Origin of the sequence: Streptomyces sp. NPDC057424 (assembly GCF_042803315.1) — a bacterium.
In the GTDB taxonomy this organism is placed as follows: domain Bacteria; phylum Actinomycetota; class Actinomycetes; order Streptomycetales; family Streptomycetaceae; genus Streptomyces.
The window spans coordinates 34277-59535 of the sequence record NZ_JBHVCP010000006.1; the positions used below are offsets into that span (position 1 = coordinate 34277).

Sequence of the window (25259 nt, forward strand, 5' to 3'; positions counted from 1 at the left end):
GTGTGGTCGGGCGTGCCGCGTGCGGGCGGGCACGGGGCGGGTCGTGCTGTTGCGCACGCCTGCCCGAATCGTGATCTCGCCCGCGCGACATTCGCCCCGAAGGGGGACACGGCCGTGGATCGCGACGGCTCGTACGCTCCGCCAGGCCGGCACCGCCGCCACGCTGCTCGCCCTGGCCACGGGCACCTCGGCCCACGCGGACGCAACGGATCGTACCGTCTGGGCCGGTGCGTACTCGCCGCGCGGCGCCCTCACCGCCCCCGAAATTGCGTGGCAGGCCCGTTCGCCGGAGCACTAGGCTCCTGCGCTTCGGTGCCGGGCGGCGAGGAGGGCTGTGGATGTGGGCTCGGGACGGTTGTACGCGGCCGTCGCGGCAGGGAGTTTCCGGCGGTACGCGACGTATCGGGCTGCCACGGTGGCCGGGGTGTTCACCAACACGGTCTTCGGCGTCATCCTCGTCTACACGTATCTGGCGCTGTGGGAGGAGAGGCCGCATCTCGGGGGGTACGACCAGGCCCAGGCCGTGACGTATGTGTGGCTGGGGCAGTGCCTCTTCGCGACGCTGGCGATCCAGGGCGGGGGCGCCGAGAAGGACCTGATGGAGCGCATCCGCACCGGTGAGATCGCCGTCGACCTGTACCGGCCGGCCGATCTGCAGTTGTGGTGGCTGGCGGGGGATGTGGGGCGGGCGCTGTTCCAGATGCTGGGTCGGGGGGTGGTGCCGTTCGTGTTCGGCGCGGTCTTCTTCCCGATGGCGCTGCCCACGGATGTCTTCGCGTGGGCGGCCTTCGTGGTCGCGCTGCTGCTGGCGACGGTGGTGAGCTTCGCGATCCGCTATCTGGCGGCTCTGAGTGTGTTCTGGCTGATGGACGGCATGGGTGTCAGCCAGGTGCTGATGGTCACGGGGGTCTTCTTCTCGGGCATGGTGCTGCCGTTGAACGCGTTCCCGGGTGCGCTCGGCGAGGTGGTGCGGGTGCTGCCGTGGGCGGCGCAGATCCAGATGCCGGCGGATGTGCTGATGGGGGAGACGGCCCCGCTCGGGGCGTTCGCCTTCCAGACGGCGTGGGCGGTGGTGCTGCTGGCGGCGGGCCGGCTGCTGCAGTCGGCGGCGACGCGGCGGGTGGTGGTGCAGGGTGGGTGAGCGCGGTGCCCTGGCCGAGGGGCTGCGGGCCTACCGGCTGATCGCCGGGATATGGGTGCGGTCCAGCGTGACGTACCGCACCTCGTTCGTGGTCACGGTGTTCGGGAACCTGACGGTGACCGGGCTGGACTTCGTCGGGATCCTGCTGATGTTCTCGCAGGTCGACTCGCTGGGCGGCTGGTCGCTGCCCGAGGTCGCCTTCCTGTACGGGTTGTCCGTGACGTCGTTCGGGATCGCCGATCTGGCGCTCGGCTCGATGGACGTCCTGGGGGCCCGGATGCGCGACGGCTCGTTCGACACGCTGCTGGTGCGTCCGGCGCCGGTGCTCGCCCAGGTCGGGGCCGACCGGTTCGCGCTGCGCCGGCTGGGCCGGGTCGTCCAGGGCGCGGTGGTGCTGGGCTGGGCGCTGGTGTCGGTGGACGTCGACTGGAGTGCGCCGAAGGTGCTGCTGGTGCCGGTGATGGTGGTCAGCGGCGCGGCGATCTTCTCGGCGGTGTTCGTGGCGGGGGCGGCCTTCCAGATCTACGCGCAGGACGCCGCCGAGGTGCAGAACGCCTTCACCTACGGTGGGACGACGCTGCTGCAGTATCCGCCGACGGTGTTCGGCAAGGACCTGGTGCGGGGCGTGACCTTCATGCTGCCGCTGGCCTTCGTCAACTGGGTGCCCGCCGCCCATGTGCTGGGCAGGCCGTACCCGATCGGGTTGCCCGGGTGGGCGGCGTTCGCCTCGCCGCTGGTGGCGGTGGCCTGCTGCGTGCTGGCCGGGGCGGCGTGGCGGACGGGGCTTCGTTCGTACCGGAGTACAGGGAGTTGAGTTGACCGGTTCGGAAAGCGGGTTCATCGAACTCGACGGTGTGGAGAAGGTCTTCGAGGTGCGCAAGAAGACCGGCTTCATGAAGCGGGAGCGGCGGCAGGTGCGGGCCGTCGACTCGATCTCCTTCCGTGTGGAGCGCGGTGAGATGGTGGGCTACATCGGCCCGAACGGCGCCGGCAAGTCGACCACGATCAAGATGCTGACCGGCATCCTCACACCGAGCGCGGGCCGGCTGCGGGTGGCCGGCATCGACCCTTCCCGGGAGCGGACGCGGCTCGTGCACCGCATCGGCGTGGTGTTCGGTCAGCGTACGACGCTGTGGTGGGACCTGCCGCTGGTCGACTCCTACCGGCTGATGCACCGCATGTACCGGATCCCGGACGCCCGTTACCGGGAGAACCTCGACCGTCTGGTCGAACTCCTCGGCCTGGACGATCTGCTGGACGTACCGGTGCGGCAGCTGTCCCTCGGCCAGCGGATGCGCGGCGACATCGCGGCGGCGCTGCTGCACGACCCGGAGGTGCTGTACCTCGACGAGCCGACCATCGGGCTGGACGTCGTCTCCAAGTCCAAGGTGCGGGAGTTCCTGCGGGAGTTGAACACCGAGCGCGGCACCACGGTGCTGCTGACCACGCACGACCTGCAGGACATCGAGCAGTTGTGCGGGCGGGTGATGGTCATCGACCACGGGCGTCTGATGTACGACGGTCCGCTCGCCGGGCTGCACGAGGCGGGGGAGAGCGAGCGGATCCTGGTCGTGGACCTGGAGCGGGAACTGCCGCCGATCGAGGCGCCGGCGCCCGCCCGGGTGGTCCGTGTGGACGGTCCGCGGCAGTGGCTGGCGTTCCCGGCGGGGGAGTCGGCGGCGCCGCTCGTGGCGCGGATCGCGGCCGAGTACCCGCTGGTGGACCTGTCGGTGCGGGAGCCGGACATCGAGGCGGTGATCGCGAAGATGTACGCGGATCAGGCCGAGCGGGCGATCTCGTAGCCCCCGGCGGGGTGAGCTCGTAATCTGCTGTGTATGACCGACGACGCTGTCCCGGACCTGCGCGCCTCCGACTCCGACCGTGAACGGGTCGCCGGCGTCCTGCGGGACGCCCTCGCGGAGGGGCGCCTCGACATGGAGGAGTTCGAGGAGCGGCTGGACGCGACGTACAGGGCGCGGACGTACGGGGAGCTGGCGCCGATCACCCGGGACCTGCCGGCCGAGGGCGTCACGGTGCCGTCGGTGTCCCTGACGAAGGATCCCGCCGCCGGCCCGGACTGGTCCGGGCGGATCGTCGGCGGTGAGGGGTCCTCCACGTGGGCCGTCGCCGTGATGTCCGGGTTCCAGCGCAAGGGGCACTGGACGATGCCCCGGCGGTTCACCTGCTTCGCCTTCTGGGGCGGTGGGGAGATCGATCTGCGCGAGGCGCGCTTCGCGGACCGCGAGGTCGAGATCAACGCGATCGCGATCATGGGCGGGGTGGACGTGATCGTGCCGCCCGGGGTGGAGGTCGTCGTCCGCGGCATCGGCGTCATGGGCGGTTTCGATCACCGTGAGGAGGGGGTGCCGGGGGAGCCGGGCGCCCCGCGTGTCGTCGTCACGGGCTTCGCGTTCTGGGGCGGCGTGGGGGTCCAGCGGAAGCTGACCCGGGCGGAGAAGCTGCGGATCCGCGAGGAGCGCCGTCAGGAGAAGCTGGAGCGGAAGGCGGGGCGGCGGGAGCTGGACGGGGAGCGCTGAGCGCCCACAGACGTGTGCCCGTCGCCTGCGGGCAGGCGACGGGCACGGGAAGCGGACGGGACGGGACGGGACTACAGTTCCGCCGGCGCCGACCCCTTCAGTGTCTCGAGGTCGAAGGACTCCGCCATCCGCGCGTACCCTCTGTCGCTGGGGTGCAGGTGGTCCCCCGAGTCGTAGTCGGACCGCAGCCGCCGCGGGTCGTACGGGTCACGCAGCGCCTGGTCGAAGTCGGCCACGGCGTCAAACACCCGCCCGGCGCGGATCTCCGCGTTGATCGTCTGGCGTACCGCCTCCCGCGCCTCCGTGTAGCCGCGGTGCCCGTAGAACGGCATCAGGGTCGCCCCCACGACCTTCACCCCGCGCGCATGGGCCTGTCCCACCATCGTGCGCAGTCCGCTCAGGATCGCGTCCGGGTCGGCGAGGCGCGGGTTGCGCAGGATGTCGTTGACGCCGAGGTCGATGACGACGACCTTGACGTTCGTGCGCTCCATCACGTCCCGCCCGAAGCGGTTCAGCCCGCTGGGGTTGTCCGCGGGGCGGCCCAGCCCGTCGGCGAGGACCTGGTTTCCGCTGATGCCCTGGTTGACGATGCTGTAGCGGGGCAGGTCCCGCCCGGCCGCGATCTCGGCGCGCAGCCGGTCGGAGAGCACGTCGGTCCACCGGCTGTTGGTGCCCGGCGTGGAGGTGATGCCGTCCGTCAGCGAGTCGCCGAGGGCGACGACCGTGCCGTCGGACTCGTTGCTCAGCACGTCCAGCGCGGTCAGGTACCGCCAGGATCCGGTCTGCTCGGTGTACGGCGTGCCGGTCGTGTCCTGCGTCTGGTCGCCCTGGGCGGCGTAGGAGATCTGCCGGGCGTGCCGGTGGTAGGTCACCGGGCCGGAGCCGGCCGGCGTGTAGGTGGTGACCAGGACGTCGGAGTCGTGCGGGACGACGACCCGTACGGCGTCGCTCATCACCTGCCGGCCGGGCGGGATGACGACCGCGGGTCCGCCGCTGAAGGTCAGTTGCCGCAGGGTGTCCGCGAGTGCCGCCGCCGTGCCGCTGCCCGCGGAGACGGCGATCGTCGCCCGCGTGATGCTCAGCGGCGACTGGCCGTAGAGATTGGACAGCGTCACGCGGGCACTCGTACCGCCGACGCTGGTGTGGATGACGTTGCGTACCGAACGGTCCGCCATGCCGGTTGTCTCGGTGCCGGGCTCCGCGGCGGAGGGAGACGCGGACCAGGTGCCGACCCAGGTGCCGGTGGAGGCGGGGGCCGCGGAGTTGTGCGGGGCGCGGCCGTCGCCGAGGGCGGCCCGGTCGCGTATGCCGTCGTCGGACCCCACGCCGACGTATATGGCGGTGGAAAGGGCCACGATCGCTGCGACGACCAGGGCCAGGAGGGCGCGGTATTTGGTGGGGGCTTCCCCCACATCCCCGGCACGTCCTCGGGTCATGCTGTGTTGTTCTCCTCGGGCGATGGGAGCCCAAGGCTCCGATCTGATGTGCCCATGATGCGTCATGGGCCGGGGGGAAGTTCACAGGACCCCGTGGCAATACCCCCTCCCGACAGACGCCGGGAACTCCTGTTCCGTTCCAGGAGTCGGTCAGGAAGGGACAATGTGTGCGGGATCACCAAGCGGGTGGAGCGGATGGAACGGACGAAAGCAGCGGAAAAGGGCGACGGCGTCGGAGGGCAGCATGCCCGGCCTCCCGGCGCGGTGAACCGTGCGATGACGACCTTCAGCCCGGCGGACGAGGAAAAACAGCGCGGTGTGCGGCAGATGAAGCTCACCGCCACCGGGCTCCTGCTGTTCGTGGCCCTGGTCTACGTCCTCGCCAAGTGGGCGCAGAACTCCGGAGCCGGCCCCTGGGCGGGCTATGTCGCCGCCGCCGCGGAGGCGGGCATGGTCGGCGCGCTCGCCGACTGGTTCGCCGTCACCGCCCTCTTCCGGCATCCCCTCGGCATCCCCATCCCGCACACCGCGATCATCCCCACCAAGAAGGACCAGCTCGGCGTCTCCCTGGGCGAGTTCGTCGGCGAGAACTTCCTCTCCGAGGACGTCGTACGGCAACGGCTGCGCGCCGTCGGCATCGGCAGCCGCCTCGGCGCCTGGCTCGCCGTCCCCGAACACGCCGACCGGGTCACCGCCGAGCTGTCCACCGCCCTGCGCGGCGCCCTGACGGTCCTGCGCGACTCCGACGTCCAGGCCGTGGTCGGCGAAGCCATCACCCGCCGGGCCAACGCCCAGGAGATCGGGCCGGGCATCGGCAAGATGCTGGAGAGGATCGTCGCCGACGGCGGCCACAAACGCGTGGTCGACCTCGTCGTCACCCGCGCCCACGACTGGCTCGTGCTGCACAGCGACTCCGTGATGGACGCCGTCCAGGGCGGCGCCCCCGGCTGGACCCCGAAGTTCGTCGACAAGAAGGTCGGCGAGCGCGTCTACAAGGAACTGCTGCGCTTCGTCACCGAGATGCGCGACATGCCCGCCCACCCCGCGCGCGGCGCCCTCGACCGCTTCCTCACCGACTTCGCCTCCGACCTCCAGTCCGACACCGACACCCGGGCCCGCATCGAGCGGCTCAAGGGCGAGGTGCTGGGCCGCGGCGAGGTCCAGGACCTCATCGCCAGCGCCTGGACGGCCGTACGGTCCATGATCGTCGCGGCGGCCGAGGACGAGCGCAGCGAACTGCGGCTGCGCGTGCGGGCGTCCCTGCTGTCGCTGGGCTCGCGCATGGCGGCCGAGCGCAAGGTGCAGGACAAGGTCGACAAGTGGGTGGAGGGCGCGGCCGTCTACGTCGTCACCACCTACCGCCAGGAGATCACCTCCCTGATCACCGACACGGTGGCGAGCTGGGACGCCGAGCACACCACGAAGAAGATCGAGGCCAACATCGGCCGCGACCTGCAGTTCATCCGCATCAACGGCACGGTGGTCGGCTCACTGGCCGGTCTGCTGATCTACACGGTGTCGCACGCGCTGGGGGCGTGAGGCAAGTAACCCAGGGCGTAGGAGAAATCGCTCAGGGCACTCGACCCGGGTTCGCTCGATGTGGAGGGAGCCCATGACAACCGCGCAGGCCGGGACCGGCCGAACCATCACCACCGACATCCCCGCCCGCCTCGACCGCCTCCCCTGGTCGCGCTGGCACTGGACGATCGTCATCGGCCTCGGCACCGTGTGGATCCTCGACGGGCTCGAAGTCACCGTCGTCGGCAACATCGCCGGCCGTCTGTCGGAACCCGGCAGCGGCCTGCCCATCACCTCCGGCGAGGTCACCGGCATGGCGGCCGCCCTGTACGTGGCGGGCGCCTGCCTGGGCGCCCTCTTCTGGGGCCGCCTGACCGACGCATGGGGGCGCAAAAAACTCTTCATGATCACGCTGGCGGTGTACCTGGCGGCCACCGCCCTCACCGCGATCGCCTTCGACACCTGGTGGTTCTTCCTCTTCCGCTTCCTCACCGGCTTCGGCATCGGCGGCGAGTACGCGGCGATCAACTCCGCTGTCGACGAACTGATCCCCAAGGAGTACCGCGGCCGCACCGATCTGATGATCAACGGCAGCTTCTGGCTGGGCGCCGTCTTCGGCTCGCTGCTGTCGATCGTCGCGCTGGACACGGACATCTTCGCGGCGAACGTCGGCTGGCGCCTCACCTTCGCGCTCGGCGCGGTCCTCGCCCTGGTCATCCTCCTCGTCCGCCGGCACGTCCCCGAAAGCCCACGCTGGCTGCTGATCCACGGCCGCGACGACGAAGCGGAACGCATCGTCTCCTCCATCGAAGGCAAGATCGAGGAGGAGAGGGGTGAGCCGTTGCCGCGCCCGGAGGGTGAGATCACCATCCACCAGCGCCGCAGCGTCTCCTTCCTGGAGATCGGCCGCACGGTCTTCTCCGACTACCGCAAGCGCGCCGTCCTCGGCTTCTCCCTCTTCATCGGGCAGGCGTTCCTCTACAACGCGATCACCTTCGGCTTCGGCGCGATCCTGACGACGTTCTTCGACGTGCCGAGCGGCGGCACCGGCTACTACTTCGCGGTCATCGCGCTCGGCAACTTCTTCGGCCCGCTGCTCCTCGGCAAGCTCTTCGACACGGTCGGACGCCGCATCATGATCTCCGGCACCTACCTGCTGTCGGGCCTGCTCCTCTTCGGCACGGCATGGCTCTTCGGCCAGGGCTCCCTGAGCGCCGGCACACTGACGGCGTGCTGGTGCGCGGTCCTGTTCTTCGCCTCGGCCGGCGCGTCCAGCGCCTACCTGACGGTCTCCGAGGTCTTCCCCATGGAGACCCGCGCCATGTCGATCGCGTTCTTCTACGCCATCGGCACGGCCGCCGGCGGCATCAGCGGCCCGCTCCTGTTCGCCAAGCTCACGGAATCCGGTGTCGTCGGCGACACGGTCCTCGCCTTCTCGATCGGCGCGGCCCTGATGTGCCTCGCAGGCCTGGCAGCGGCCCTCCTCGCGGTGAAGGCGGAGCGCCGCTCCCTGGAGGACATCGCCCAGCCGCTGACGGCGGCGGAGAAGACGGCCGAGCCGACGCCCGGCGGCGGGGGAGACGACGGCACGGGCCCCCAGGGGCCCAGGGCTGCGACGGCGTAGCGGGCGCTGTCGCGCGGCCTGCGCTCGGCTGCGGGCAGCGCAGCAGCCCCTCCCTGGCGGCGGGTGGGCGTGCCGCCCCTGGCCGCGGGCGGGCCTGCTGTGCTGCTCCGGCTGTGGTCAGCCCGGAATCCGGGGGCTGCCGTGCCGACCGGCCGGGCGTGCCCGACTCGCCTGTTCTCCGGGAGCATTGAAGGTGGTGTCGAGACCGGTCGGATCCCCGCCCTCGGCGGCACCGGCGCCTGCTGCCGGGGGACCATCGTCGCGGACGGCGATCGAACAGCCGGCGAGGGGCGAAGCCGGCTGCCGCGTGGGACGATCGGCCCCATGAGCGGTGGCTCGACACGGGAGACGACCGCACTGCGCGTCGTGGTCGTCGGTGATCTTTTCATCCCCGCCGGGTACTACGTCGACGCCCTGGCGGAGCTGGGCGGTCCCCGCGTCGGGCCGGTCCGCAGCGTCCACTGGCAGGGAACCAAGGTCGAGCAGCACGCGGCGCAGCAGACCATGGAGTGGCACGGGCCCGAGGCCGTGCCGGTGCCCGGCGAGATCGTGGACGCGGTGGGCGAGGCCGAGGTGCTGGCCGTGCACTTCGCACCGGTGTCCCGGGAGGTGCTCCGGGCCGCTCCCCGGCTGCGGGCCGTCTGTGTCGCCCGCGCGGGACTGGAGAACGTCGACGTCGCCGCCGCGACCGCCCGCGGTGTGGCCGTCGTACCGGTGCTGGGCCGCAACGCCACGGCCGTCGCCGAACTGGCCATCGGACTGATGCTCGCCGAAACGAGAGACATCACCCGCGCGGACGCCTCCGTCAAGGGCGGCGGATGGCGCAAGGACTTCGCCGGCCCGGGCCGGGAGATCGGCGGCAGCACGGTCGGCCTGATCGGACTGGGGCAGGTGGGACGGGCCTTCGCCGAGCGGATGCGGGGCTTCGGCGCCCGTCTGCTCGCGTACGACCCGTACGTGTCCGACGACGTCCCGGCACGCCACGGCGTCGTGCGGGCGGACGAGCTGGACACCGTCTTCCGCGAGTCCGACGTCGTGCAGCTCTTCGCCCGGCTGACACCCGAGACCGAGCGGTTCGTCGGCGCACGGCACTTCGCGCTGATGAAGCCGACCGCGTACTTCGTGAACACCGCGCGCAGCCGCCTGGTCGACACCGAGGCCCTGTACAAGGCACTGGTGAACCGTCATATCGCGGGAGCGGGGCTCGACGTGCACGACCAGGAGCCCCTTGCGGCGGACAGCCCCTGGCGCTCGCTCGAGAACGTCACGATCACCACGCACTACGCCGGTGACACGACGACCACGACGCTGCGTTCGGCGCGGCTCGTCGCCGAAGCCGTCACCGAACTCGCCGCGACCGGTCGATGCGCGGCGGCGGTCAACGCCCGTGCACTGGGGTGGGTGTGAACGGTGGCACGTGAACTGGTGCTCGGACTCGACGCGGGACACACCGTGACCAAGGCCGTGCTGTTCGACGCCACCGGCCGGCCGGTGGCGCGGGGCGTCGGCACGGCGCCGCTCAACACCCCGCGGCCCCGCTGGGTCGAGCGGGACATGGACCGGGTGTGGCGGACGGCGCGCGAGGCCGTCGCCGCCTGTCTCGCCGACGCGGGCCCGGATGCGGCACGGGCCGTCGCCGCGGTGGGGCTGACCGGGCACGGTGACGGCCTGTACGCCGTCGACGAGCGGGGCCGACCGGTACGGGCCGCGATCGTGGCGATGGACACGCGAGCCGAACCGGTCCTGAAGGAGTGGCGGGACACCGCGATGTGGGCCCGTGCCCTGGAGTTGTCGGGCACGGTTCCCTTCGCGGGTTCCCCGGCCGCCCTGCTGACCTGGCTCGCCCGCCACGAGCCGGACGTGCTGCAGCACGCCCGATGGCTGTTGTCCTGCAAGGACTGGCTGCGCCTGAGCCTGACGGGCGCGGTCGCCACCGACCCCACGGACGCCAGCGCCTCGTTCACCGACATGCGGCGGGCCGGTTACTCGCCGGAGCTGCTCGACCTGTACGGCCTCGGCACTCTCGCCGGCAAGCTGCCGCCCGTCCTGGCCTGCGACGCGGTGAGCGGAACCGTCACCCCCGAGGCCGCGGCGCTCACCGGGCTCACCGCCGGCACCCCCGTCGTCACGGGAGCCCATGACGTCGACGCCGCCGCGCTCGGGATCGGCGACACGACGCCGGGCGAACTCTGCCTGATCGCCGGATCGTTCAGCATCAATCAGGTGATCAGTGAGCGCCCCGTCGTCGATCCGCGCTGGCAGGTCCGTCGTTTCGTCCGCCCGGGGCAGTGGATGATCATGTCCACCTCGCCGGCGTCGGTGGCGAACCTGGAGTGGTTCTTGCAGGTCACGGGCGCACCGGCCGTGCACCGGGAAGGCGTTCACGAGGCGATCGGCCGGGAGGTCGAGACGCACCTGGACGGTCCGTCGGAGATCCTGTTCCACCCGTTCCTCTACGGTTCCCCGCACCCGGGGCCCACGTCCGGGACGTTCCTCGGTCTGCGCGGCTGGCACGGCCGCGGCCATCTGCTGCGGGCCCTGATGGAAGGCGTCGTTCTCAACCACCGCTGGCATGTCGACGCGCTCTGCTCGAAGCTGCCCGTCACCGGGGCGGCGGCCCGGCTGACCGGCGGCGCGGCGCACAGCGAGGTGTGGAGCCAGATGTTCGCCGACGCTCTGCGGCGGCCGGTGGTGGTGACCGACGTGGAGGAGAGCGCCGCCCGGGGGGCTGCCCTGCTCGCGGCCACCGCCGTCGGGCTGCTGGACGACGTGACGGCCCCGCGCGCCGCTGCCTCCGTGCTCAGACGCCACGAGCCCCACGCCGACCGGGCCGCCGTGCTCGACGAGGCGTACGAGACGTACCAGGAGGCGCTGGAGGCGCTCGGGCCGGTCTGGGCCCGGCTCGCGGCGCCCGGGGGCACGGAGTGAGCACGGGGCGTCTCCGGCACGCGACGACCCATCAGAGATCTCTTAACGTATTTTCTGAGGATTATGGGCAGAAGGTATTGCATAACGTGCGGTGTGAGCGTAGACAAAGCGTACGAACAACTCTCGCGGCTCTTCCGAGTCCGCGGCCCGGTTTCCCCGTCACTCGACGAAGCATCGCGCACCCCTCGGCCCGAAAGCTCCGGTCATGTCCTCCCATACGGCGCCCCTGGTCCTTCCCCGACCCAAAGTGCTGGGTGCACCGCACTGCTCCCAGCAGGCCCGGTTCACTCTGCCGGCACAGAAGGCTCTTGTCGGCTGCCTGCGTGCCGCCGCCACTGATCTGCTCACGCGCTGGCGCCTCTCCGACGACGAGCGGGACGCGGCCGTCCTGGTCGTGGGAGAGCTCGCCGCGAACGCGGCCACGCACGGCCGCGGCGAGATGTCGCTGTGCCTGATCCTCGCCCCGGGCAGGCTGTGCATCGCCCTCAGTGATCGCGGGGAGCCCGCCCGGTCGCGTGAACCGTCCGCGGGTGACGACCCGGACGAGCACGGCCGCGGCCTCGGCATCGTCCACGCCCTCGCCGAGCGCGTCGACCTGCGGCACGACAACCACGGGGCGTCGGTCGTGGCCTGGCTGGCCGTCCGGGCCGTCCTGCCCCGAGCTGCCTGACCCCGGCGGCACCGGCACGGGCGGCACCGGCACGGGCGGCACCGGCACGGGCCGGGCGCACACGGAGGAAGGGCGGGGTCCGCACGCCCTCGTGCCGGCGCGTGCATGCGTACGTCGATGCCGGCGACTCAGACGTACCCCCGCGACTCCGCGACTCCGCGACTCCGCGACTCCGCGACCCCGGGACCCCGGGACTCCGCGATTCCGCGACTCCGCGACCCCGCGACTCCGCGACCCCGGGACCCCGGGACCCCGGGACTCCGCGATTCCGCGATTCCGCGATTCCGCGGTTCCGCGACTCCGGGACTCCGCGATTCCGGGACTACGGGCCCCGGAGTCCCGGCACCCAGGAACCCCGCGACCCCGGCGTGACGCTCGCGCCGGAGGTGAGTCGGCGGTCGATCGCCGCCTCGTGCGGCTCATCCGGGAAGCCGGGTCAGGTCCGCACCGCTCACCTCGACCACGCCGGCGAACGCCATCCGCGCGGCGAGCCGCCGGAGGCGGGCGACGCGGTCGGTGACCGGACGGCCGGACGTCGGCGGCGCATGGAAGGGCCGGGTGCCGGAGGCTGCACGACGCGCGGCAGCCTCCCGGGCGCGGCTGAAAGGCTGCGGCACCTCGGCCGTGCGGGTGGGGGTGAGGTCCATCAGCGCGTGGCGGGCGGACGACGACGTCAGGCTGGTGTGCGGTTTCCGGTCTGGCGGGCACTCATGCGGTTCCCCGGGGACGCCAGGGGCCGTCAGGAGCAGGGCCTGTTCGGTGGTACGTCCGTGACCTGGTCGTTCACCGCCTCGGTGGCGCCCGGAAGGGGAGGGGGTGCGGCATCCTCCAAGTCCTCGCGGGACGCCTTAGTGGTAGATCCGTGAAAATTTTCTCGCAAGATGTGTTAACAACAGCGTCGTATCCTGCTAATAATTCGGCCATCGATAGAGCACCCGACACCCCAGGGTCGCTTGGTACACCCCCTCCCTCCCGGCCGAGCCTCAGTCGAGACGCCGACGCCAAACAACTGTTCGGGCGAGGAGCGGCGCCGCCATGGGAGCCCCCTATGCCGCATCCCGATCCACCCGCACGAGAGGTCCCCCGTCATGCGATCAACCAGATACGCCCTCATCGCCGGCGCCGCCGTCACGGCCCTGCTCGCCACCGCCTGTACCGGAGCCGGGGCCGGCGGATCCTCGGGCGGCGGCCAGAGCATCAACGTGCTGATGGTCGGCAACCCGCAGATGGAGGACATCGCGAAGCTCACCGAGGACACCTTCACCAAGGACACCGGCATCAAGGTCAACTTCACGGTGCTCCCCGAGAACGAGCTGCGTGACAAGGTCACCCAGGACATCGCCACCCAGGCCGGCCAGTACGACGTCGCCACCATCGGCGCCTACGAGGTGCCCATCTGGGAGAAGAACGGCTGGCTGCACGAACTCGGCTCCTACGCCGACAAGGACGCGAACTTCGACAAGGGCGACCTGCTCGAGCCGATGGTGCAGTCGATGTCCGGCTCGGACGGCAAGCTGTACGCCCTGCCGTTCTACGGCGAGTCGTCGTTCCTCATGTACCGCAAGGACGTCTTCGCCGCGAAGGGCCTGAAGATGCCCGAGCACCCGACCTGGCAGCAGGTCGCGGACCTCGCCGCCAAGGCCGACGGCGCCGAGCCCGGCATGAAGGGCATCTGCCTGCGTGGTCTGCCCGGCTGGGGCGAACTCGGCGCGCCGCTGACGAGCGTGGTCAACACCTTCGGCGGCACCTGGTTCACCAAGGACTGGAAGGCGCAGGTCAACAGCGGCGGCTTCAAGCAGGCCACCGAGTTCTACGTCGACCTGGTCCGCGAGCACGGTGAGGCGGGCGCACCGCAGGCCGGGTTCACCGAGTGCCTGAACGCGATGAGCCAGGGCAAGGTCGCCATGTGGTACGACGCGACCAGCGCGGCCGGGGCACTGGAGGACCCGAAGACCAGCAAGGCCGCCGGCAAGATCGGCTACGCGTACGCGCCCGTGGAGAAGACCGACAGCAGCGGCTGGCTGTGGGCCTGGTCGTGGGCGATGCCCAAGACCACCAAGAAGGCCGACGCCGCTTCGAAGTTCATGCTCTGGGCGTCCAGCAAGGAGTACGAGAAGCTCGTCGGCGAGGAGCTGGGCTGGTCGCGGGTGCCCGCCGGCAAGCGGGCCAGCACCTATGAGATCCCGGAGTACAAGAAGGCGGCCGCCGCCTTCGGCGACATCACCCTGAAGTCCATCCAGCAGGCCGACCCGTCCGACCCCGGCACCCAGCCGCGGCCGACCGTGGGCATCCAGTTCGTCGCCATCCCCGAGTTCCAGGATCTCGGTACCAAGGTGACGCAGGAGATCTCCGCCGCCATCGCCGGCAACACCAGCGTGGACAAGGCGCTCAACGACGGCCAGAAGCTCGCCGAAAAGGTCGCCGAGAACTACAAGTAAGCCGCGTTGCTCCGGCCGGCCCCCGGCCGGCCGGGCGCCGACGGCGGAAGAAAGTCCATGACCACGCTCATCGATCCCCCTGAGAAGACCATGCGGCCACCTGCCCACCGCCCGTCCAGACCCGCCGGCAGCCGCACATGGCGGCGCCGCTTCCCCCTGCTGCCCGCACTGATCTTCACGATCATCGTCACGCAGCTGCCGTTCGTGGCCACGCTCGTGATCTCCACCTATCAGTGGAACATCCTGCGGCCGGGCGACCGCCACTTCACCGGCCTGTCCAACTACACGTTCGTCTTCACCGACGAACGACTGCGCCACGCGGTGCTCAACACCGCCGTGCTCACCGCCTCCGTGGTCGTCCTCAGCGTGCTCCTCGGACTGGGCCTGGCCCTGCTGCTCGACCGCCGCTTCCTCGGCCGGGGCCTGGCCCGCACCCTGCTCATCGCCCCGTTCCTGGTGATGCCGGTCGCCGCAGCGCTGCTGTGGAAGCACGCCCTCTACAACCCCGACTACGGGCTCCTCAACGGCACCCTGAACGCCGTGTACCAGCTCTTCGGCGCCGAGCACGGCCCCACGATCGACTGGGTGTCGAACTTCCCCATGCCGGCCCTGGTGATCGCGCTGGTGTGGCAGTGGACGCCGTTCATGATGCTCATCCTGCTGGCCGGTCTGCAGGCCCAGCCCGGTGACGTCCTGGAGGCCGCCAAGGTCGACGGGGCCTCCGCCCTGCAGACGTTCCGGCACCTCACGCTGCCGCACCTGCGGCAGTACATCGAGCTGGGCGTCGTGCTCGGCTCCATCTTCGTGGTGCAGACCTTCGACGCGGTCTTCACCATCACCCAGGGCGGGCCCGGCTCCCGGACCACCAACCTGCCCTACGAGATCTACCTGACCATGTTCCGCAAGTTCGAGTACGGCCAGGCCGCGGCCGCCGGTGTCGTCGTGGTGATCGGCTCGATCGTCATCGCGACGTTCGCCTTGCGGGTCGTCGCCTCCCTGTTCCGTGAGGAGGCGTCCCGATGAGCGCCCAGGCAACCCCCCTCGTCGCACGGATGCGTCGCCGCCGGCCCCGGGCCGAGGATCCGGAGCAGACCCCGCGGCTGTCGCCGCTGTGGACCTTCGTCGCGTGGCTGGCCACACTGGCCTTCTTCGCCCCGGTGGCCTGGATGGTGCTCACCGCCTTCCACCAGGAGGCCGACGCGGCGACCAACCCGCCCAGCCTGCTGGCGCCGCTCACCCTGGACCAGTTCTCGCTCCTGCTGGAGCGTGACATCACCCCGTTCCTGCTCAACTCGGCCATGGCCAGCGTTCTTTCCACCCTGCTGGTCCTCGTCCTGGCGGTGCCGGCGGCCTACGCACTGTCCATCAAGCCGGTCGAGAAGTGGACCGACGTGATGTTCTTCTTCCTGTCGACGAAGTTCCTGCCGCTCATCGCGGCGCTGCTGCCGATCTACATGATCGTCAAGGACATCGGCATGCTGGACAACATCTGGACGCTCGTCCTCCTCTACACCTCGATGAACCTGCCGATCGCGGTGTGGATGATGCGCTCGTTCCTCGCCGAGGTGCCCAAGGAGATCCTGGAGGCCGCCGAGGTCGACGGCGCCGGACTGCCCACCGTGCTGCTGCGGATCGTCGCCCCGGTCGCCATGCCGGGACTCGCCGCCACCTCACTGATCTGCTTCATCTTCAGCTGGAACGAGTTCATGTTCGCCGTGAACCTCACGGCGACGCAGGCGTCCACCGCGCCGGTGTTCCTGGTGGGCTTCATCACCAACGAGGGCCTGTTCCTCGCCCGGCTGTGCGCGGCGGCCACCCTCGTGTCGCTGCCGGTGCTCATCGCCGGCTGGGCCGCCCAGGACAAGCTGGTCCGCGGCCTGTCCCTGGGAGCCGTCAAGTGACAGCCGCCGTCATCGTCGCTCAGGGCCGCGTGAAGCCGCAGGCGGTCGACGACCCGGCCCCGGCCTTCGGCGACGGCCTCCCGCCGGCGGCTTCCCCGGACGCGATCGCCTGCTTCCCGGCCTGCACCGACCGCACGATCCACCTCCAGCCCGCCCTCGCCCCCGCGTGAACGCCCGAACCGAACGGAACTCCGCCACCATGACCCAGCAGATCCGCCGCGTACTCGTCCGCTCCCTCGACGACATCACCATCGAGCACGTGCACGCCCCCATACCCGCGGACCACGAACTCCTGGTGCGCACCACGGTCGTCGGCGTGTGCGGCTCCGACACCCACGCGGCGGCCGGCCACCATCCCTTCATCGAACTGCCCTACCGCCCCGGCCACGAGGCGGTAGGCGTCGTCGCCGCGACCGGGAGGGGAGCCGGGGAATTCGCCCCCGGCGACCGGGTGCTCATCGAACCCAACCTGTACTGCCGCCGGTGCCCCCAGTGCCGCTCGGGGCGCTACAACATCTGTCAGGAACTGCAGGTCTTCGGCTGCCAGACCCCCGGCGCCATGGCGGACCTGTTCACCATCCCGGCCGACCGGGTCCACCGCGTCCCGGCCGCCATGACCGACCTCCAGGCCGTCCTGGTCGAGCCGCTCGCCACCCCGGTGCACGCCGTGGCCAAGACCGGCGATCTCACCGGCCGCACCGTCGCCGTCCTGGGCGCCGGGCCCATCGGACTGCTCACCGTCGTCGCCGCCCGGCACGCGGGCGCCGCCCGGATCGCCGTCACCGACCTGCTGGAGGGCAAGAGGGACCGGGCACTGCGCCTCGGCGCCGACGCGGCGCTGTCGGCCGGCTCCCCGGACCTGGCCGAACGCACCCACGCGGCGCTCGGCGGACCGGCCGACGTGGTCTTCGACTGCGCGGCCCGCGGGGAGTCCATGACCCAGGCCGTCGACGTCGTGGCCAAGGGCGGCCACATCGTGGTGGTCGGCGTGGGCGCCGCCGGCAACACCCCGGTCCGCCTCGACCTGGTCCAGGACCGCGAGATCCGCATCGAGGGCACCCTCATGTACACGGCCGAGGACTACCGCACCGCCATGTCCCTCATCGCCGCGGGCGCCGTCGACACCGCCGAGATCATCACCGCCACCTACCCGCTGGAGGAGGCCGCGCAGGCCTTCTCCGCCTCCCTGGATCTGGAGCAGGTCAAGGTACTGGTCACCATGGACGGCCGGTAGCCGTGCGCGCGTCCGCCCGTTTCCCGCCGGCGCGCCTGCCAGGCGGAACGCGGGCGCCGGAAGGGCCCCGGCCGCCACCGGCCCGTGTGCGAGACTGCGAGACCGGAGCGATCGAGAAGGAGGGGCGCTGTGACCGCCCGTACGCGCCTGTCGGCCGCCGCCGTCGAGGAGCGACGGCAGGCCGTGCTGCGGTACGTCGCCGACCACGGCGAGACCCGCATCGACGACCTCGCCCGGCACTTCGACGTCAGCCTCATGACCATGCACCGGGACCTGGACGACCTGGCCGGGCGCCATCTGCTGCGCAAGGAGCGCGGACGGGCCGTCGCCTTCCCCGCCCTCACCATGGAGACGGCCACCCGCTTCCGTGAGAACAGCGCCCTCGCCGCCAAGAACGCCTTGTGCGCGGCCGTCGCCGACCGGATCAGGCCGGGCGGCACGGTGCTCATGGACGACTCGACGACCCTGTTCCCCCTGGTCCCCAGGCTGGCCGAGCTCGACCAGGTGCACGTCGTCACCAACTCCGTCGGCCTCGCGCAACGTCTCGGGTCCGCACCCGGCGTGAGCGTGACCCTGCTGGGCGGCCACTACCGCGGCGACTTCAACTCCTGCACCGGTCCCACCGTCACCCGCGCCCTGTCCCAGATCCGTGCCGACCTCGCGCTGATGTCCGCCACCGCCGTTCTGGAAGGCCAGCTCTTCCACCCCCTGAACGACTACGTGGAGGTGAAGCTGGCCATGGCCGCCTCCGCCGAACAGACACTGCTCCTGGCGGACCACTCGAAGTTCGGCAAGACCGCCACATACGCCTACGGCACCGTGGCCGACTACGACGCAGTCATCACCGACACCGGCACCCCCGACGCGGAACTCGCAGCCATACGCGACCTCGGCGTCCCCGTCGAGAGCGTCGAACCCGAAGAGCCCTCCCCGTGATCCACACCCTGTTCGAAACACCCAGCGCCTACCACCCCAGCGACATCGAGACGGCCGCGCCCGTCCCCCCGGTACAGGCCGTACTGTTCGATTTCAGCAACACCATCTTCCAGATGATCGGCCTGGAGACGTGGCTGCGCCGGGTCGGCACTGCCTGCGGCCGCCTCGCCGCGCTGGACGAGCCCGGCGCGGTGGCCGAGATCTCCGAGCAACTGCGTGCTGCCTTCCGGCTGCCCGCCGTCGTCGCCCTCCAGGACGGCCGGGACCTCTCCCCGGAGCGGCACCGCCGGGCCATGCTCGGATGGTGGGAGCGGGTGGACTTCCTGCGCGGCGCGGAGGAGGCGGCCTACCGGGAACTCACCGCCCCGGACGCCTGGGCCCCCTACCCCGACACCGAACCGGTCCTGCGTGCCCTGCGCGAACGCGGACTGCCCATCGCCGTCGTCAGCGACTTCGCCTGGGACCTGCGCACCCACCTCACCCACCACGGGCTTGACGCCCTGGTCGACGCCTGTGTCATCTCCTACGAGCACGGCCGTGAGAAGCCCGACCCGCAGCTGTTCCTCAAGGCCTGCGCCGACCTCGGCAGCGACCCCCGCGCCACCCTCATGGTCGGCGACAACCCGACCCGCGACGGCGGCGCGACCGCCTGCGGCCTGCGCACCTACATCCTGCCGGCGGAACCCCGCACCGGTGAGCGCGGCCTGGCGGACGTGCTGCGGCTCGTGAGCCGAGACCACACGTCGCGTCTTCGTTGAGCGGCACGTCGCGTCTTCGCCAAGCAAGGAAACGGCGTGCCCGAGCGAGACGGCCACCGGCCCGCTCGGGAAGGGCCTGCCCCCTTGACGACCGGGCGCTACCGACCCGCTCCGGCGGCTGATCTGTCGTGTCACGTCGTCGTACCTCAGCGCCGTAAGTCGCGTACCTGCGGGGGACGGTGAGGAGACGGCCGGGCGGTGAGGCGACAACAGAAACTGCGCTATAGTTGATCTGCGTCCAGTCGCCGGAACTCCGGTCGGCGGACAGTGCGTTGGTGGTCCAAGGAAAGACGCCCCACTTCCTGTGGGGAGATGCAGGTGCAAGGCCTGCCCGGCGCTCCGACGAGAACCCGGCCCTGGGATTCAGGGCCGGGTTCTTTGCTGTGTCCGCTTGCTGTGTCGCCGGGATGAGCCGGTCGGCCACGCCGGCTCACCGAGATCAGCCGCTCAGCCGCGCCGGTCCGCGACCGCCCACGACGCCAGCCCCACGGCCCCCGCCACCCCGAACACGGCAGGCCAGGCACCCACCTTCTTCGCCAGCGGATGAGACCCGGCGAAGGCGGCGACATAGGCGGCCGACAACGCCCCCGCGGCCACCCCACCGGCCTGCTGCCGCCACTGCCGCGCGGCCGCCACCCCGGCCACGGCGAGCACGGCCCCGCCGAGCGGCCGCTGCCTGGTCCAGCGGGCCACGCCGTACCCGCCCACGAGCCCGCTCGCGGCGACCACCGCACTGGGAACCTTCGCCATGTCTTCCTCCTGCGTCCTGCGCCCTGTTCGGGATCTTGAGGCTAGCCCTCGGGCTTCGGAAACCCGAACCTGAGCCCAGGCTTGTCAAGTTTCCTCTTCCGAGCTATATAAGAAGACGTAGACCGTAGGGCATCGCACCCACTGCACCTGAAGAGAGGAGTGACCAGTGATGCTCATGCGCACGGACCCCTTCCGTGAGCTCGACCGACTCACCCAGCAGGTCTTCGGCCCCGCCACCACCCGCCCGTCGGCGATGGCGATGGACGCCTACCGCTCCGGTGACGACTTCTTCGTCCACTTCGATCTCCCCGGCATCGACCCCGAGACGATCGAGCTGGACGTCGAGCGCAACGTCCTGAACGTACGAGCCGAGCGCAGGTCCCCCGCCCCCGAGGGCGCGGAACCCCTCGTCGCCGAGCGCCCCACCGGCACCTTCACGCGTCAGCTCTTCCTCGGCGACACCCTGGACACGGAGCGCATCGACGCCTCCTACGAGTCCGGCGTCCTTACCCTGCGCATCCCGGTGGCCGAGCAGGCCAAGCCCCGCCGCATCCAGATCACGGGCGGCGACACGCGCAGGCAGATCGGCAGCTGACCTCACCGCACGCCCAGCGATTGGTCGCGCCGCCGGCTCGATCCCCGGCGGCGCGACACCCTCACCCACGCCCCCGCGCACACCCGGAGGAAAACCCCACACATGAGCACGACGACGGTGCCCCGTGTGACGACGAGACGCGACCCTCACGCCAGCGACGACGACGGCTGGCCCCGGCTGGTCGACGCGGTCCGCGAGTCGGGCCTGTACCCCACCCGGGCGAAGGCGGAACAGGTCACCCGTACCGTCCTGGCCGCCCTCGGCACCCACGTCACCGGTGACGAACGGGTCGACCTGGCCCGCGCCCTGCCCGCGGAGGCCGCCCGGCTGATCGCCTCCCAGATCCCGGCCACGCACCGCCTCACGGCAGCACGATTCGTGGACGAGGTCGCGTCACGCACCCCCGGAGCGACGCCCGCCACGGCCCGCTGGGACGTCAGCTCGGTCCTGAGCGCACTGCCGCCCCTCATCGGCGACGACCTGGTCACCCGCATCCTGGCCCAACTCCCCGCCGGCTACGCCCTCCTGTTCGGCAGAGCGGACCTGACCCCGGCACCGTAGGCTCCACGAGCGCGAACGACGGCCACCCCTCGACAGACCGGGGTGGCCCAACCAGCGACGGCCAAGTCCACGACAAAGGGGGGCTCCTTGACTCATACGACGTCCGGAACCCTCACCACCCCCGACGGCACGCGCCTCGCCCACGCGGACCACCGCCCCGCCGGGGACCCCAAGGTCACGTTCCTCCTCCTGCACGGCCTGGCGGGCCACCAGGGCGAGTGGGACACCCTCGCCGCGCAGCTGTCGGCCGACGGGCACCGCGTGGTGACGTACGACGCCCGAGGCCACGGCGCCGGCACCCGCACACCGGCGACCACGACCCGCGAGGCCCACGTCCAGGACGCCGTGACCCTGATCGAGGAACTGGAACTGACCCCCGTAACCCTCCTGGGCCAGTCCCTCGGCGGCCACACGGCGATGCTGCTGGCCGCGTCCCACCCCCACCTGGTGAAGTCCCTGATCCTGATCGAAGCGGGTCCGGCGGGCCCGGCCCCCGATCTCCCCGCACAGATCGCGACCTGGCTGGACAGCTGGCCGGCCCCGTTCAAGTCCCTGAAGGAGGCGGAAGCCTTCCTGGGCCACGAGGCATGGACGAGGACCTTGGAGAAGCGGCCGGACGGCTGGCACCCGGGCTGGGACCGCACCACGATCATCGACACGGTCGCCGAACTGGCCACCACCGCCTACTGGGAGGAGTGGTCCCGCATCACCTGCCCGACGCTCCTCATCCAGGGCGAACACGGCACGATGCGCCCCGACGAACCGGCGACGATGCTCGCCCACCGCCCGGACATCAGGACGGTGTGCATCCCCGACGCGGCCCACGACGTCCACCTGGACCAGCCGGGCCGCCTCCACGAGGAGATCAGGGCCTTCCTCGGTCCCACGTCGGCCGCCTGAGCGCACGGATCGAGAACCTCGGGCGACGCGCGTCAGGCTGGAGCCTGCCCGATGACGGAAAACAGTTCGACAGACCCCGTCTCTCAAGAACCCTGCGGTAAGCAGAGAGCCGCTGAACACCCTTATGGGAGAGGACCGTTGAACCCGACCATCCGCCACATCACCTTCGACTGCACGGGCGAGCCCTACGAACTGGCCCGATTCTGGTCTGAGTTCCTGGGCCACCCCATCTCCGACATCGACAAGCCCGGGGATGACGAGGTCCTGGTCGAACTTCCGGACGGCGCGCCCGGCCTGCTCTTCGTCAGAGTCGAGGAGGCCAAGGCGACGAAGAACCGCATCCACTTCGACATGGGCCCCACAGGTCGCACTCGCTCCGAGGAGGTCGAACGCGCCGTATCCCTGGGCGCCCACGTCCTCACGGACCGTACCCTCCCGAACGGCCGAGGCTGGGTCGTCATGGCGGACCCGGAGGGCAACGAGTTCTGCGTCGAACGGGGAGAGCCGGATCGGGTGGAGGACTGACCCTTCCCCCGGGGCCGGGCACGTGTCACCGGTCGAAGACCAACCACGGGTGTACGAGATCAGGATCCACGGATGCCCGAGCTCGGAGGAGGCCCTCGCACTCCAGGACCCGATCGAACGCCTCCTCTGCCCGGACCCCGACCATGCTCCGCCGTGCGAGGTCCCCTGGAGCTTCACCCTCGCCGGCGAGGACGCCGACGACTCCACCGCTCTCGTCCTGGGCGTGTATACGTCCAGCGGCCAGGCCACGCAGGTGGCAGACCAGGTGTGCGCCCTCGTGGGCGGGACGCTTCCCATCGCCGTGAGTGAGGGCTCTGCCGAGGAGTGGGAGGAGCTGGTCGAGCAGTACCGGTTCGAGAAGGGGCTGCGCCAGGTCTCGTCCTAGAGCGTTGTAGCGCGGATACGCCCTCGTGTACTGCTCACCGCTCTTATGAAGCACCGCCATGCATCGCCCCCGACGAGGACGATGGGTCCCGTTGAGATCTTCGAGTCGCGTATAAGCGCGCTGTCGGCGCCGTACGAGCACTCCACGCACTCGGTGGCGTTGCCGCCGCTATAGGACGACTTGAACCATCTGGGCTCGGAGGTGATCTGGGGACCGGCGGACATTCAAAGCTCCTTGCGGGCGCGATGGATCAGGGCGGAGGAAGCCTCCATGTCCAACGCTTGTGCGCGGAGGTACTCGAACGCAAGTCTGTATCGCTCCAGTTCCGCTTCCTTCTCAAGGAAGAGCGAGCCAGTGTGGATGTCGACGTACACCACGTCGAGCGCCGGTTCAGGGCCGCCGATCATGACAAAGCTCCCGAGAGCCGCGGCGTGCGCGCCCTTGGAGAACGGGAGTACCTGGAGCGTGATGTGAGGAGACTCGTTGGCTTCGAGGAGCCGATCGAGCTGTTCCTTCATCACCGTCGGCGACCCGACGACGCGGCGGACCACCGATTCATCGAGGATCGCCCACAGATACAACGGCTTCGGGCGGGACAGGAGCCCCTGCCGCTTCATGCGGATGTCGACCAGCCGCTCGATCTCAGCCGGTTCCAAGGGCACTTCATTGGCCCTCTGGAGTGCTGTGCTGTAAGCGCGTGTCTGTAGAAGCCCAGGGACGTAGACACAACAGAAGTGGTTTTCACGAACGGCTTCGTCTTCAAGCGTGAGCAGCAGGTTCATGCTCTCCGGGATGGAGTCGGCGAAGGAGTTCCACCAGCCCTGTTCCTTGGCGTTCTTGGCGAGGTTGACGACTGCTCGTCGCTCAGCGTCTGTTGCTCCGTACTCACGACAGAGTGCATCGATGACGAGCCACTTGACCGGCCCGGCAGTGGTCTCGTACCTGCTGACGGTCGCCTTCGAGACGCCGACGAGGTGCCCGGCCTCCTCAAGCGTCAGGCCCTTGCGGGAGCGCAACTTGCGCATAGTAGCGCCCAGTTGGCGGCGTCGTGTCGTGCTCCGTTCGGGCATGCGGCTCCTTCGCCATGTGCCGGGCCTCAGCCCGTGGGACGCCCAACAGGCTAGGTAGCCGTGAACCGGGCCCACCACCGGATTCACTCGATAGATTCCCATGAGAAGTTACACAGTGAGATTTCCCTGTGCCATGCTCTTCTTCGGCCGCTACGCAGTGCAGTCATACGGATACGGCCGGACTCGCGTGTTGCGTGGCAAGGGAGGGAGGAGTGGTCATGCCTGGCCACGAAGTCACGGAGCCTGGACTCCGCTGTGTTCTGCCCTTCGAAGCGGTGCCGACGGAGGTGCGTCTGCTGAGAAGGGCAACCGTTCAGCAGCTCGTTCGATGGGGTGCAACCGTCGCTTCTGGCGAAGCCGAGCTGCTGGTCACAGAGTTGGCCACCAACGTCCTCAAGCATGTTGGCGAAGGTGCTTTAGCGACTCTGATCCTTGAGTGGACGGGGGAGCGGCTTCGCCTTGAGGTTCACGACAAGAGCCCGGTTGTGCCCAAGATCAGGGCAGCGGCATGCGGTGATGAATGCGGCCGTGGCTTGCACCTGCTCGCGGCGATGACGGAGGACTGGGGCACGGTCCTAACGGCTGGGGGCAAAGCGGTCTGGTGCGAGATTCCGCTTAACGGCGAGCGCGGCTGCCGCAGGGATGAGCGAGCAGCCGAGGCACTCGAGAACTACGAGAGGGGCGAGCGCCGGCCAGGCCACCAAGGGCGAGGCCGCGATGTGCGCCTAGTCGAGTCTGCGGTGGAGTTGATCGCTGATCTGCTTCACTGGACCACTGCTCGTGGCCATGACCCGGACGACATTCTCGACCGCGCTCAGATGCACTACGAAGCTGAATCAGAGGCCGCTTGACGGCTCTCAGTCCGCTGATGCGCTACGTGCAGTGGCCTCGAGCACAGCAATGATGCGTGCTGCGGCCTTGTCTGGGACCTCGTGTTCCCAGACGCGGACAACCGTCCAGCCTGCTGCTGCCAGGGCCTCATCTGCGGCCCGGTCTCGAGCGACATTGCGTTCAAGCTTCGGTCCCCAGTAGCCGCCATTGACGCCAGGCTGGCGGCCGTGCTCGGGGCAGCAGTGCCAGAAACAGCCATCGACGAAGACGGCTACTCGCGCACGCGTAAAGACTATGTCCGGCCGTGGACGCGCTCCCTCCAGCTGGAGACGGAGATCAACGCGGTAGCGCTTGCCCGCAGCATGGAGCAGCGACCGGATCGTCCGCTCGGGCTTGGTGTCCCGCCGCTTGATCGCGGCCATGTTTCGCGACCGACCCGGAGTAGGCGGTGTCGGCGTTGCGGGGTCAGTGCTGGGGGTCATCGCCTACACCGTAGCCCTAGTGTCAGACCCACAGTGTTT

General features: G+C 70.2%; 28 protein-coding genes. 22 read left to right on the plus strand and 6 right to left on the minus strand.

The window, feature by feature from the left end; all coding sequences use genetic code 11:
* The first annotated feature begins 340 nt into the window (after nt 1-340).
* From ACFU3E_RS07785 to ACFU3E_RS07800, 4 genes are read left to right on the plus strand one after another with little or no spacing between them, the layout of a single operon-like run.
* Nucleotides 341-1141 carry an ABC transporter permease gene (locus ACFU3E_RS07785; RefSeq protein ID WP_384154017.1) on the plus strand — a complete coding sequence of 267 codons (801 nt, stop codon included), beginning with the start codon at nt 341-343 and terminating at the stop codon, nt 1139-1141.
* A complete protein-coding gene (locus ACFU3E_RS07790) occupies nt 1134-1955 on the plus strand; it encodes an ABC transporter permease (protein WP_384153655.1) in 822 nt (273 codons plus the stop codon). The genes ACFU3E_RS07785 and ACFU3E_RS07790 overlap by 8 nt, the downstream gene beginning before the upstream one ends.
* 1 nt (nt 1956) lies before the next feature.
* Nucleotides 1957-2943: an ATP-binding cassette domain-containing protein gene (locus ACFU3E_RS07795; protein ID WP_384153658.1), complete on the plus strand. Its 987-nt coding sequence runs from the start codon at nt 1957-1959 to the stop codon at nt 2941-2943.
* A 33-nt stretch (nt 2944-2976) separates the two neighbouring features.
* Nucleotides 2977-3678, plus strand: coding sequence for a DUF1707 domain-containing protein (locus tag ACFU3E_RS07800; RefSeq protein ID WP_384153661.1), 702 nt, complete (start codon nt 2977-2979; stop codon nt 3676-3678).
* A 71-nt stretch (nt 3679-3749) separates the two neighbouring features.
* Here ACFU3E_RS07800 and ACFU3E_RS07805 read toward each other — a convergent pair whose 3' ends face one another.
* On the minus strand, nt 3750-5114 hold the full coding sequence (locus ACFU3E_RS07805) for an SGNH/GDSL hydrolase family protein (protein ID WP_384153664.1): 1365 nt from the start codon (nt 5112-5114) through the stop codon (nt 3750-3752).
* Between the two features lie 195 nt (nt 5115-5309).
* Between ACFU3E_RS07805 and ACFU3E_RS07810 the strand changes: the two genes are divergently transcribed.
* From ACFU3E_RS07810 to ACFU3E_RS07830, 5 genes are all read left to right on the plus strand, one after another.
* Nucleotides 5310-6653: a DUF445 domain-containing protein gene (locus ACFU3E_RS07810; protein ID WP_384153667.1), complete on the plus strand. Its 1344-nt coding sequence runs from the start codon at nt 5310-5312 to the stop codon at nt 6651-6653.
* A gap of 73 nt (nt 6654-6726) precedes the next feature.
* Nucleotides 6727-8256 (plus strand): MFS transporter, encoded by a 1530-nt coding sequence (locus ACFU3E_RS07815; protein ID WP_384153670.1) that lies wholly within the window; start codon nt 6727-6729, stop codon nt 8254-8256.
* 324 nt (nt 8257-8580) lie between these two features.
* Nucleotides 8581-9663: a 2-hydroxyacid dehydrogenase gene (locus ACFU3E_RS07820; RefSeq protein ID WP_384153673.1), complete on the plus strand. Its 1083-nt coding sequence runs from the start codon at nt 8581-8583 to the stop codon at nt 9661-9663.
* 3 nt (nt 9664-9666) lie between these two features.
* Nucleotides 9667-11184, plus strand: a complete 1518-nt coding sequence (locus ACFU3E_RS07825; protein ID WP_384153676.1) for an FGGY-family carbohydrate kinase — start codon at nt 9667-9669, stop codon at nt 11182-11184.
* Nucleotides 11185-11389: 205 nt separating this feature from the next.
* The gene (locus ACFU3E_RS07830; protein WP_384153679.1) at nt 11390-11854 is read left to right on the plus strand and encodes an ATP-binding protein; all 465 of its coding nucleotides are present in this window, start codon (nt 11390-11392) and stop codon (nt 11852-11854) included.
* 419 nt (nt 11855-12273) lie between these two features.
* Here ACFU3E_RS07830 and ACFU3E_RS07835 read toward each other — a convergent pair whose 3' ends face one another.
* Nucleotides 12274-12501, minus strand: a complete 228-nt coding sequence (locus ACFU3E_RS07835) for a hypothetical protein (protein WP_384153682.1) — start codon at nt 12499-12501, stop codon at nt 12274-12276.
* A 441-nt stretch (nt 12502-12942) separates the two neighbouring features.
* Between ACFU3E_RS07835 and ACFU3E_RS07840 the strand changes: the two genes are divergently transcribed.
* The 7 genes from ACFU3E_RS07840 (at nt 12943) to ACFU3E_RS07870 (ending at nt 19121) form a co-directional block, all read left to right on the plus strand.
* On the plus strand, nt 12943-14292 hold the full coding sequence (locus tag ACFU3E_RS07840; RefSeq protein ID WP_384153685.1) for an ABC transporter substrate-binding protein: 1350 nt from the start codon (nt 12943-12945) through the stop codon (nt 14290-14292).
* Nucleotides 14293-14349: 57 nt separating this feature from the next.
* On the plus strand, nt 14350-15315 hold the full coding sequence (locus ACFU3E_RS07845; RefSeq protein ID WP_384153688.1) for a carbohydrate ABC transporter permease: 966 nt from the start codon (nt 14350-14352) through the stop codon (nt 15313-15315).
* The gene (locus ACFU3E_RS07850) at nt 15312-16193 is read left to right on the plus strand and encodes a carbohydrate ABC transporter permease (RefSeq protein ID WP_384153691.1); all 882 of its coding nucleotides are present in this window, start codon (nt 15312-15314) and stop codon (nt 16191-16193) included. The genes ACFU3E_RS07845 and ACFU3E_RS07850 overlap by 4 nt, the downstream gene beginning before the upstream one ends.
* On the plus strand, nt 16190-16363 hold the full coding sequence (locus tag ACFU3E_RS07855) for a hypothetical protein (protein ID WP_384153694.1): 174 nt from the start codon (nt 16190-16192) through the stop codon (nt 16361-16363). The genes ACFU3E_RS07850 and ACFU3E_RS07855 overlap by 4 nt, the downstream gene beginning before the upstream one ends.
* A gap of 29 nt (nt 16364-16392) precedes the next feature.
* Complete coding sequence (locus ACFU3E_RS07860; protein WP_384153697.1) at nt 16393-17427, plus strand: zinc-binding dehydrogenase; 1035 nt, start codon at nt 16393-16395, stop codon at nt 17425-17427.
* Nucleotides 17428-17556: 129 nt separating this feature from the next.
* Nucleotides 17557-18363 (plus strand): DeoR/GlpR family DNA-binding transcription regulator, encoded by an 807-nt coding sequence (locus ACFU3E_RS07865; protein WP_384153700.1) that lies wholly within the window; start codon nt 17557-17559, stop codon nt 18361-18363.
* Nucleotides 18360-19121, plus strand: a complete 762-nt coding sequence (locus tag ACFU3E_RS07870; protein ID WP_384153703.1) for an HAD family hydrolase — start codon at nt 18360-18362, stop codon at nt 19119-19121. The genes ACFU3E_RS07865 and ACFU3E_RS07870 overlap by 4 nt, the downstream gene beginning before the upstream one ends.
* A gap of 447 nt (nt 19122-19568) precedes the next feature.
* Here the strand turns inward: ACFU3E_RS07870 and ACFU3E_RS07875 are convergent, their stop codons facing one another.
* A complete protein-coding gene (locus ACFU3E_RS07875; RefSeq protein ID WP_384153706.1) occupies nt 19569-19871 on the minus strand; it encodes a hypothetical protein in 303 nt (100 codons plus the stop codon).
* 169 nt (nt 19872-20040) lie between these two features.
* Between ACFU3E_RS07875 and ACFU3E_RS07880 the strand changes: the two genes are divergently transcribed.
* From ACFU3E_RS07880 to ACFU3E_RS07900, 5 genes are all read left to right on the plus strand, one after another.
* The gene (locus ACFU3E_RS07880) at nt 20041-20466 is read left to right on the plus strand and encodes an Hsp20/alpha crystallin family protein (RefSeq protein ID WP_248507810.1); all 426 of its coding nucleotides are present in this window, start codon (nt 20041-20043) and stop codon (nt 20464-20466) included.
* 102 nt (nt 20467-20568) lie between these two features.
* Nucleotides 20569-21027, plus strand: coding sequence for a DUF2267 domain-containing protein (locus ACFU3E_RS07885; RefSeq protein ID WP_384153709.1), 459 nt, complete (start codon nt 20569-20571; stop codon nt 21025-21027).
* A gap of 87 nt (nt 21028-21114) precedes the next feature.
* A complete protein-coding gene (locus ACFU3E_RS07890) occupies nt 21115-21927 on the plus strand; it encodes an alpha/beta fold hydrolase (protein WP_384153712.1) in 813 nt (270 codons plus the stop codon).
* Between the two features lie 138 nt (nt 21928-22065).
* Nucleotides 22066-22452 carry a VOC family protein gene (locus ACFU3E_RS07895; RefSeq protein ID WP_384153715.1) on the plus strand — a complete coding sequence of 129 codons (387 nt, stop codon included), beginning with the start codon at nt 22066-22068 and terminating at the stop codon, nt 22450-22452.
* A 49-nt stretch (nt 22453-22501) separates the two neighbouring features.
* Nucleotides 22502-22837 carry a hypothetical protein gene (locus ACFU3E_RS07900; protein ID WP_384153718.1) on the plus strand — a complete coding sequence of 112 codons (336 nt, stop codon included), beginning with the start codon at nt 22502-22504 and terminating at the stop codon, nt 22835-22837.
* Here ACFU3E_RS07900 and ACFU3E_RS07905 read toward each other — a convergent pair.
* Nucleotides 22834-23061, minus strand: coding sequence for a DUF397 domain-containing protein (locus tag ACFU3E_RS07905; protein WP_384153721.1), 228 nt, complete (start codon nt 23059-23061; stop codon nt 22834-22836). The two genes, ACFU3E_RS07900 and ACFU3E_RS07905, sit on opposite strands and share 4 nt — an antisense overlap.
* Nucleotides 23062-23907 (minus strand): helix-turn-helix domain-containing protein, encoded by an 846-nt coding sequence (locus ACFU3E_RS07910; RefSeq protein ID WP_384153724.1) that lies wholly within the window; start codon nt 23905-23907, stop codon nt 23062-23064.
* 218 nt (nt 23908-24125) lie between these two features.
* Between ACFU3E_RS07910 and ACFU3E_RS07915 the strand changes: the two genes are divergently transcribed.
* Nucleotides 24126-24758, plus strand: coding sequence for an ATP-binding protein (locus ACFU3E_RS07915; RefSeq protein ID WP_384153727.1), 633 nt, complete (start codon nt 24126-24128; stop codon nt 24756-24758).
* A gap of 6 nt (nt 24759-24764) precedes the next feature.
* Here ACFU3E_RS07915 and ACFU3E_RS07920 read toward each other — a convergent pair whose 3' ends face one another.
* A complete protein-coding gene (locus tag ACFU3E_RS07920) occupies nt 24765-25220 on the minus strand; it encodes a very short patch repair endonuclease (RefSeq protein WP_384153730.1) in 456 nt (151 codons plus the stop codon).
* Nucleotides 25221-25259: the final 39 nt, after the last annotated feature.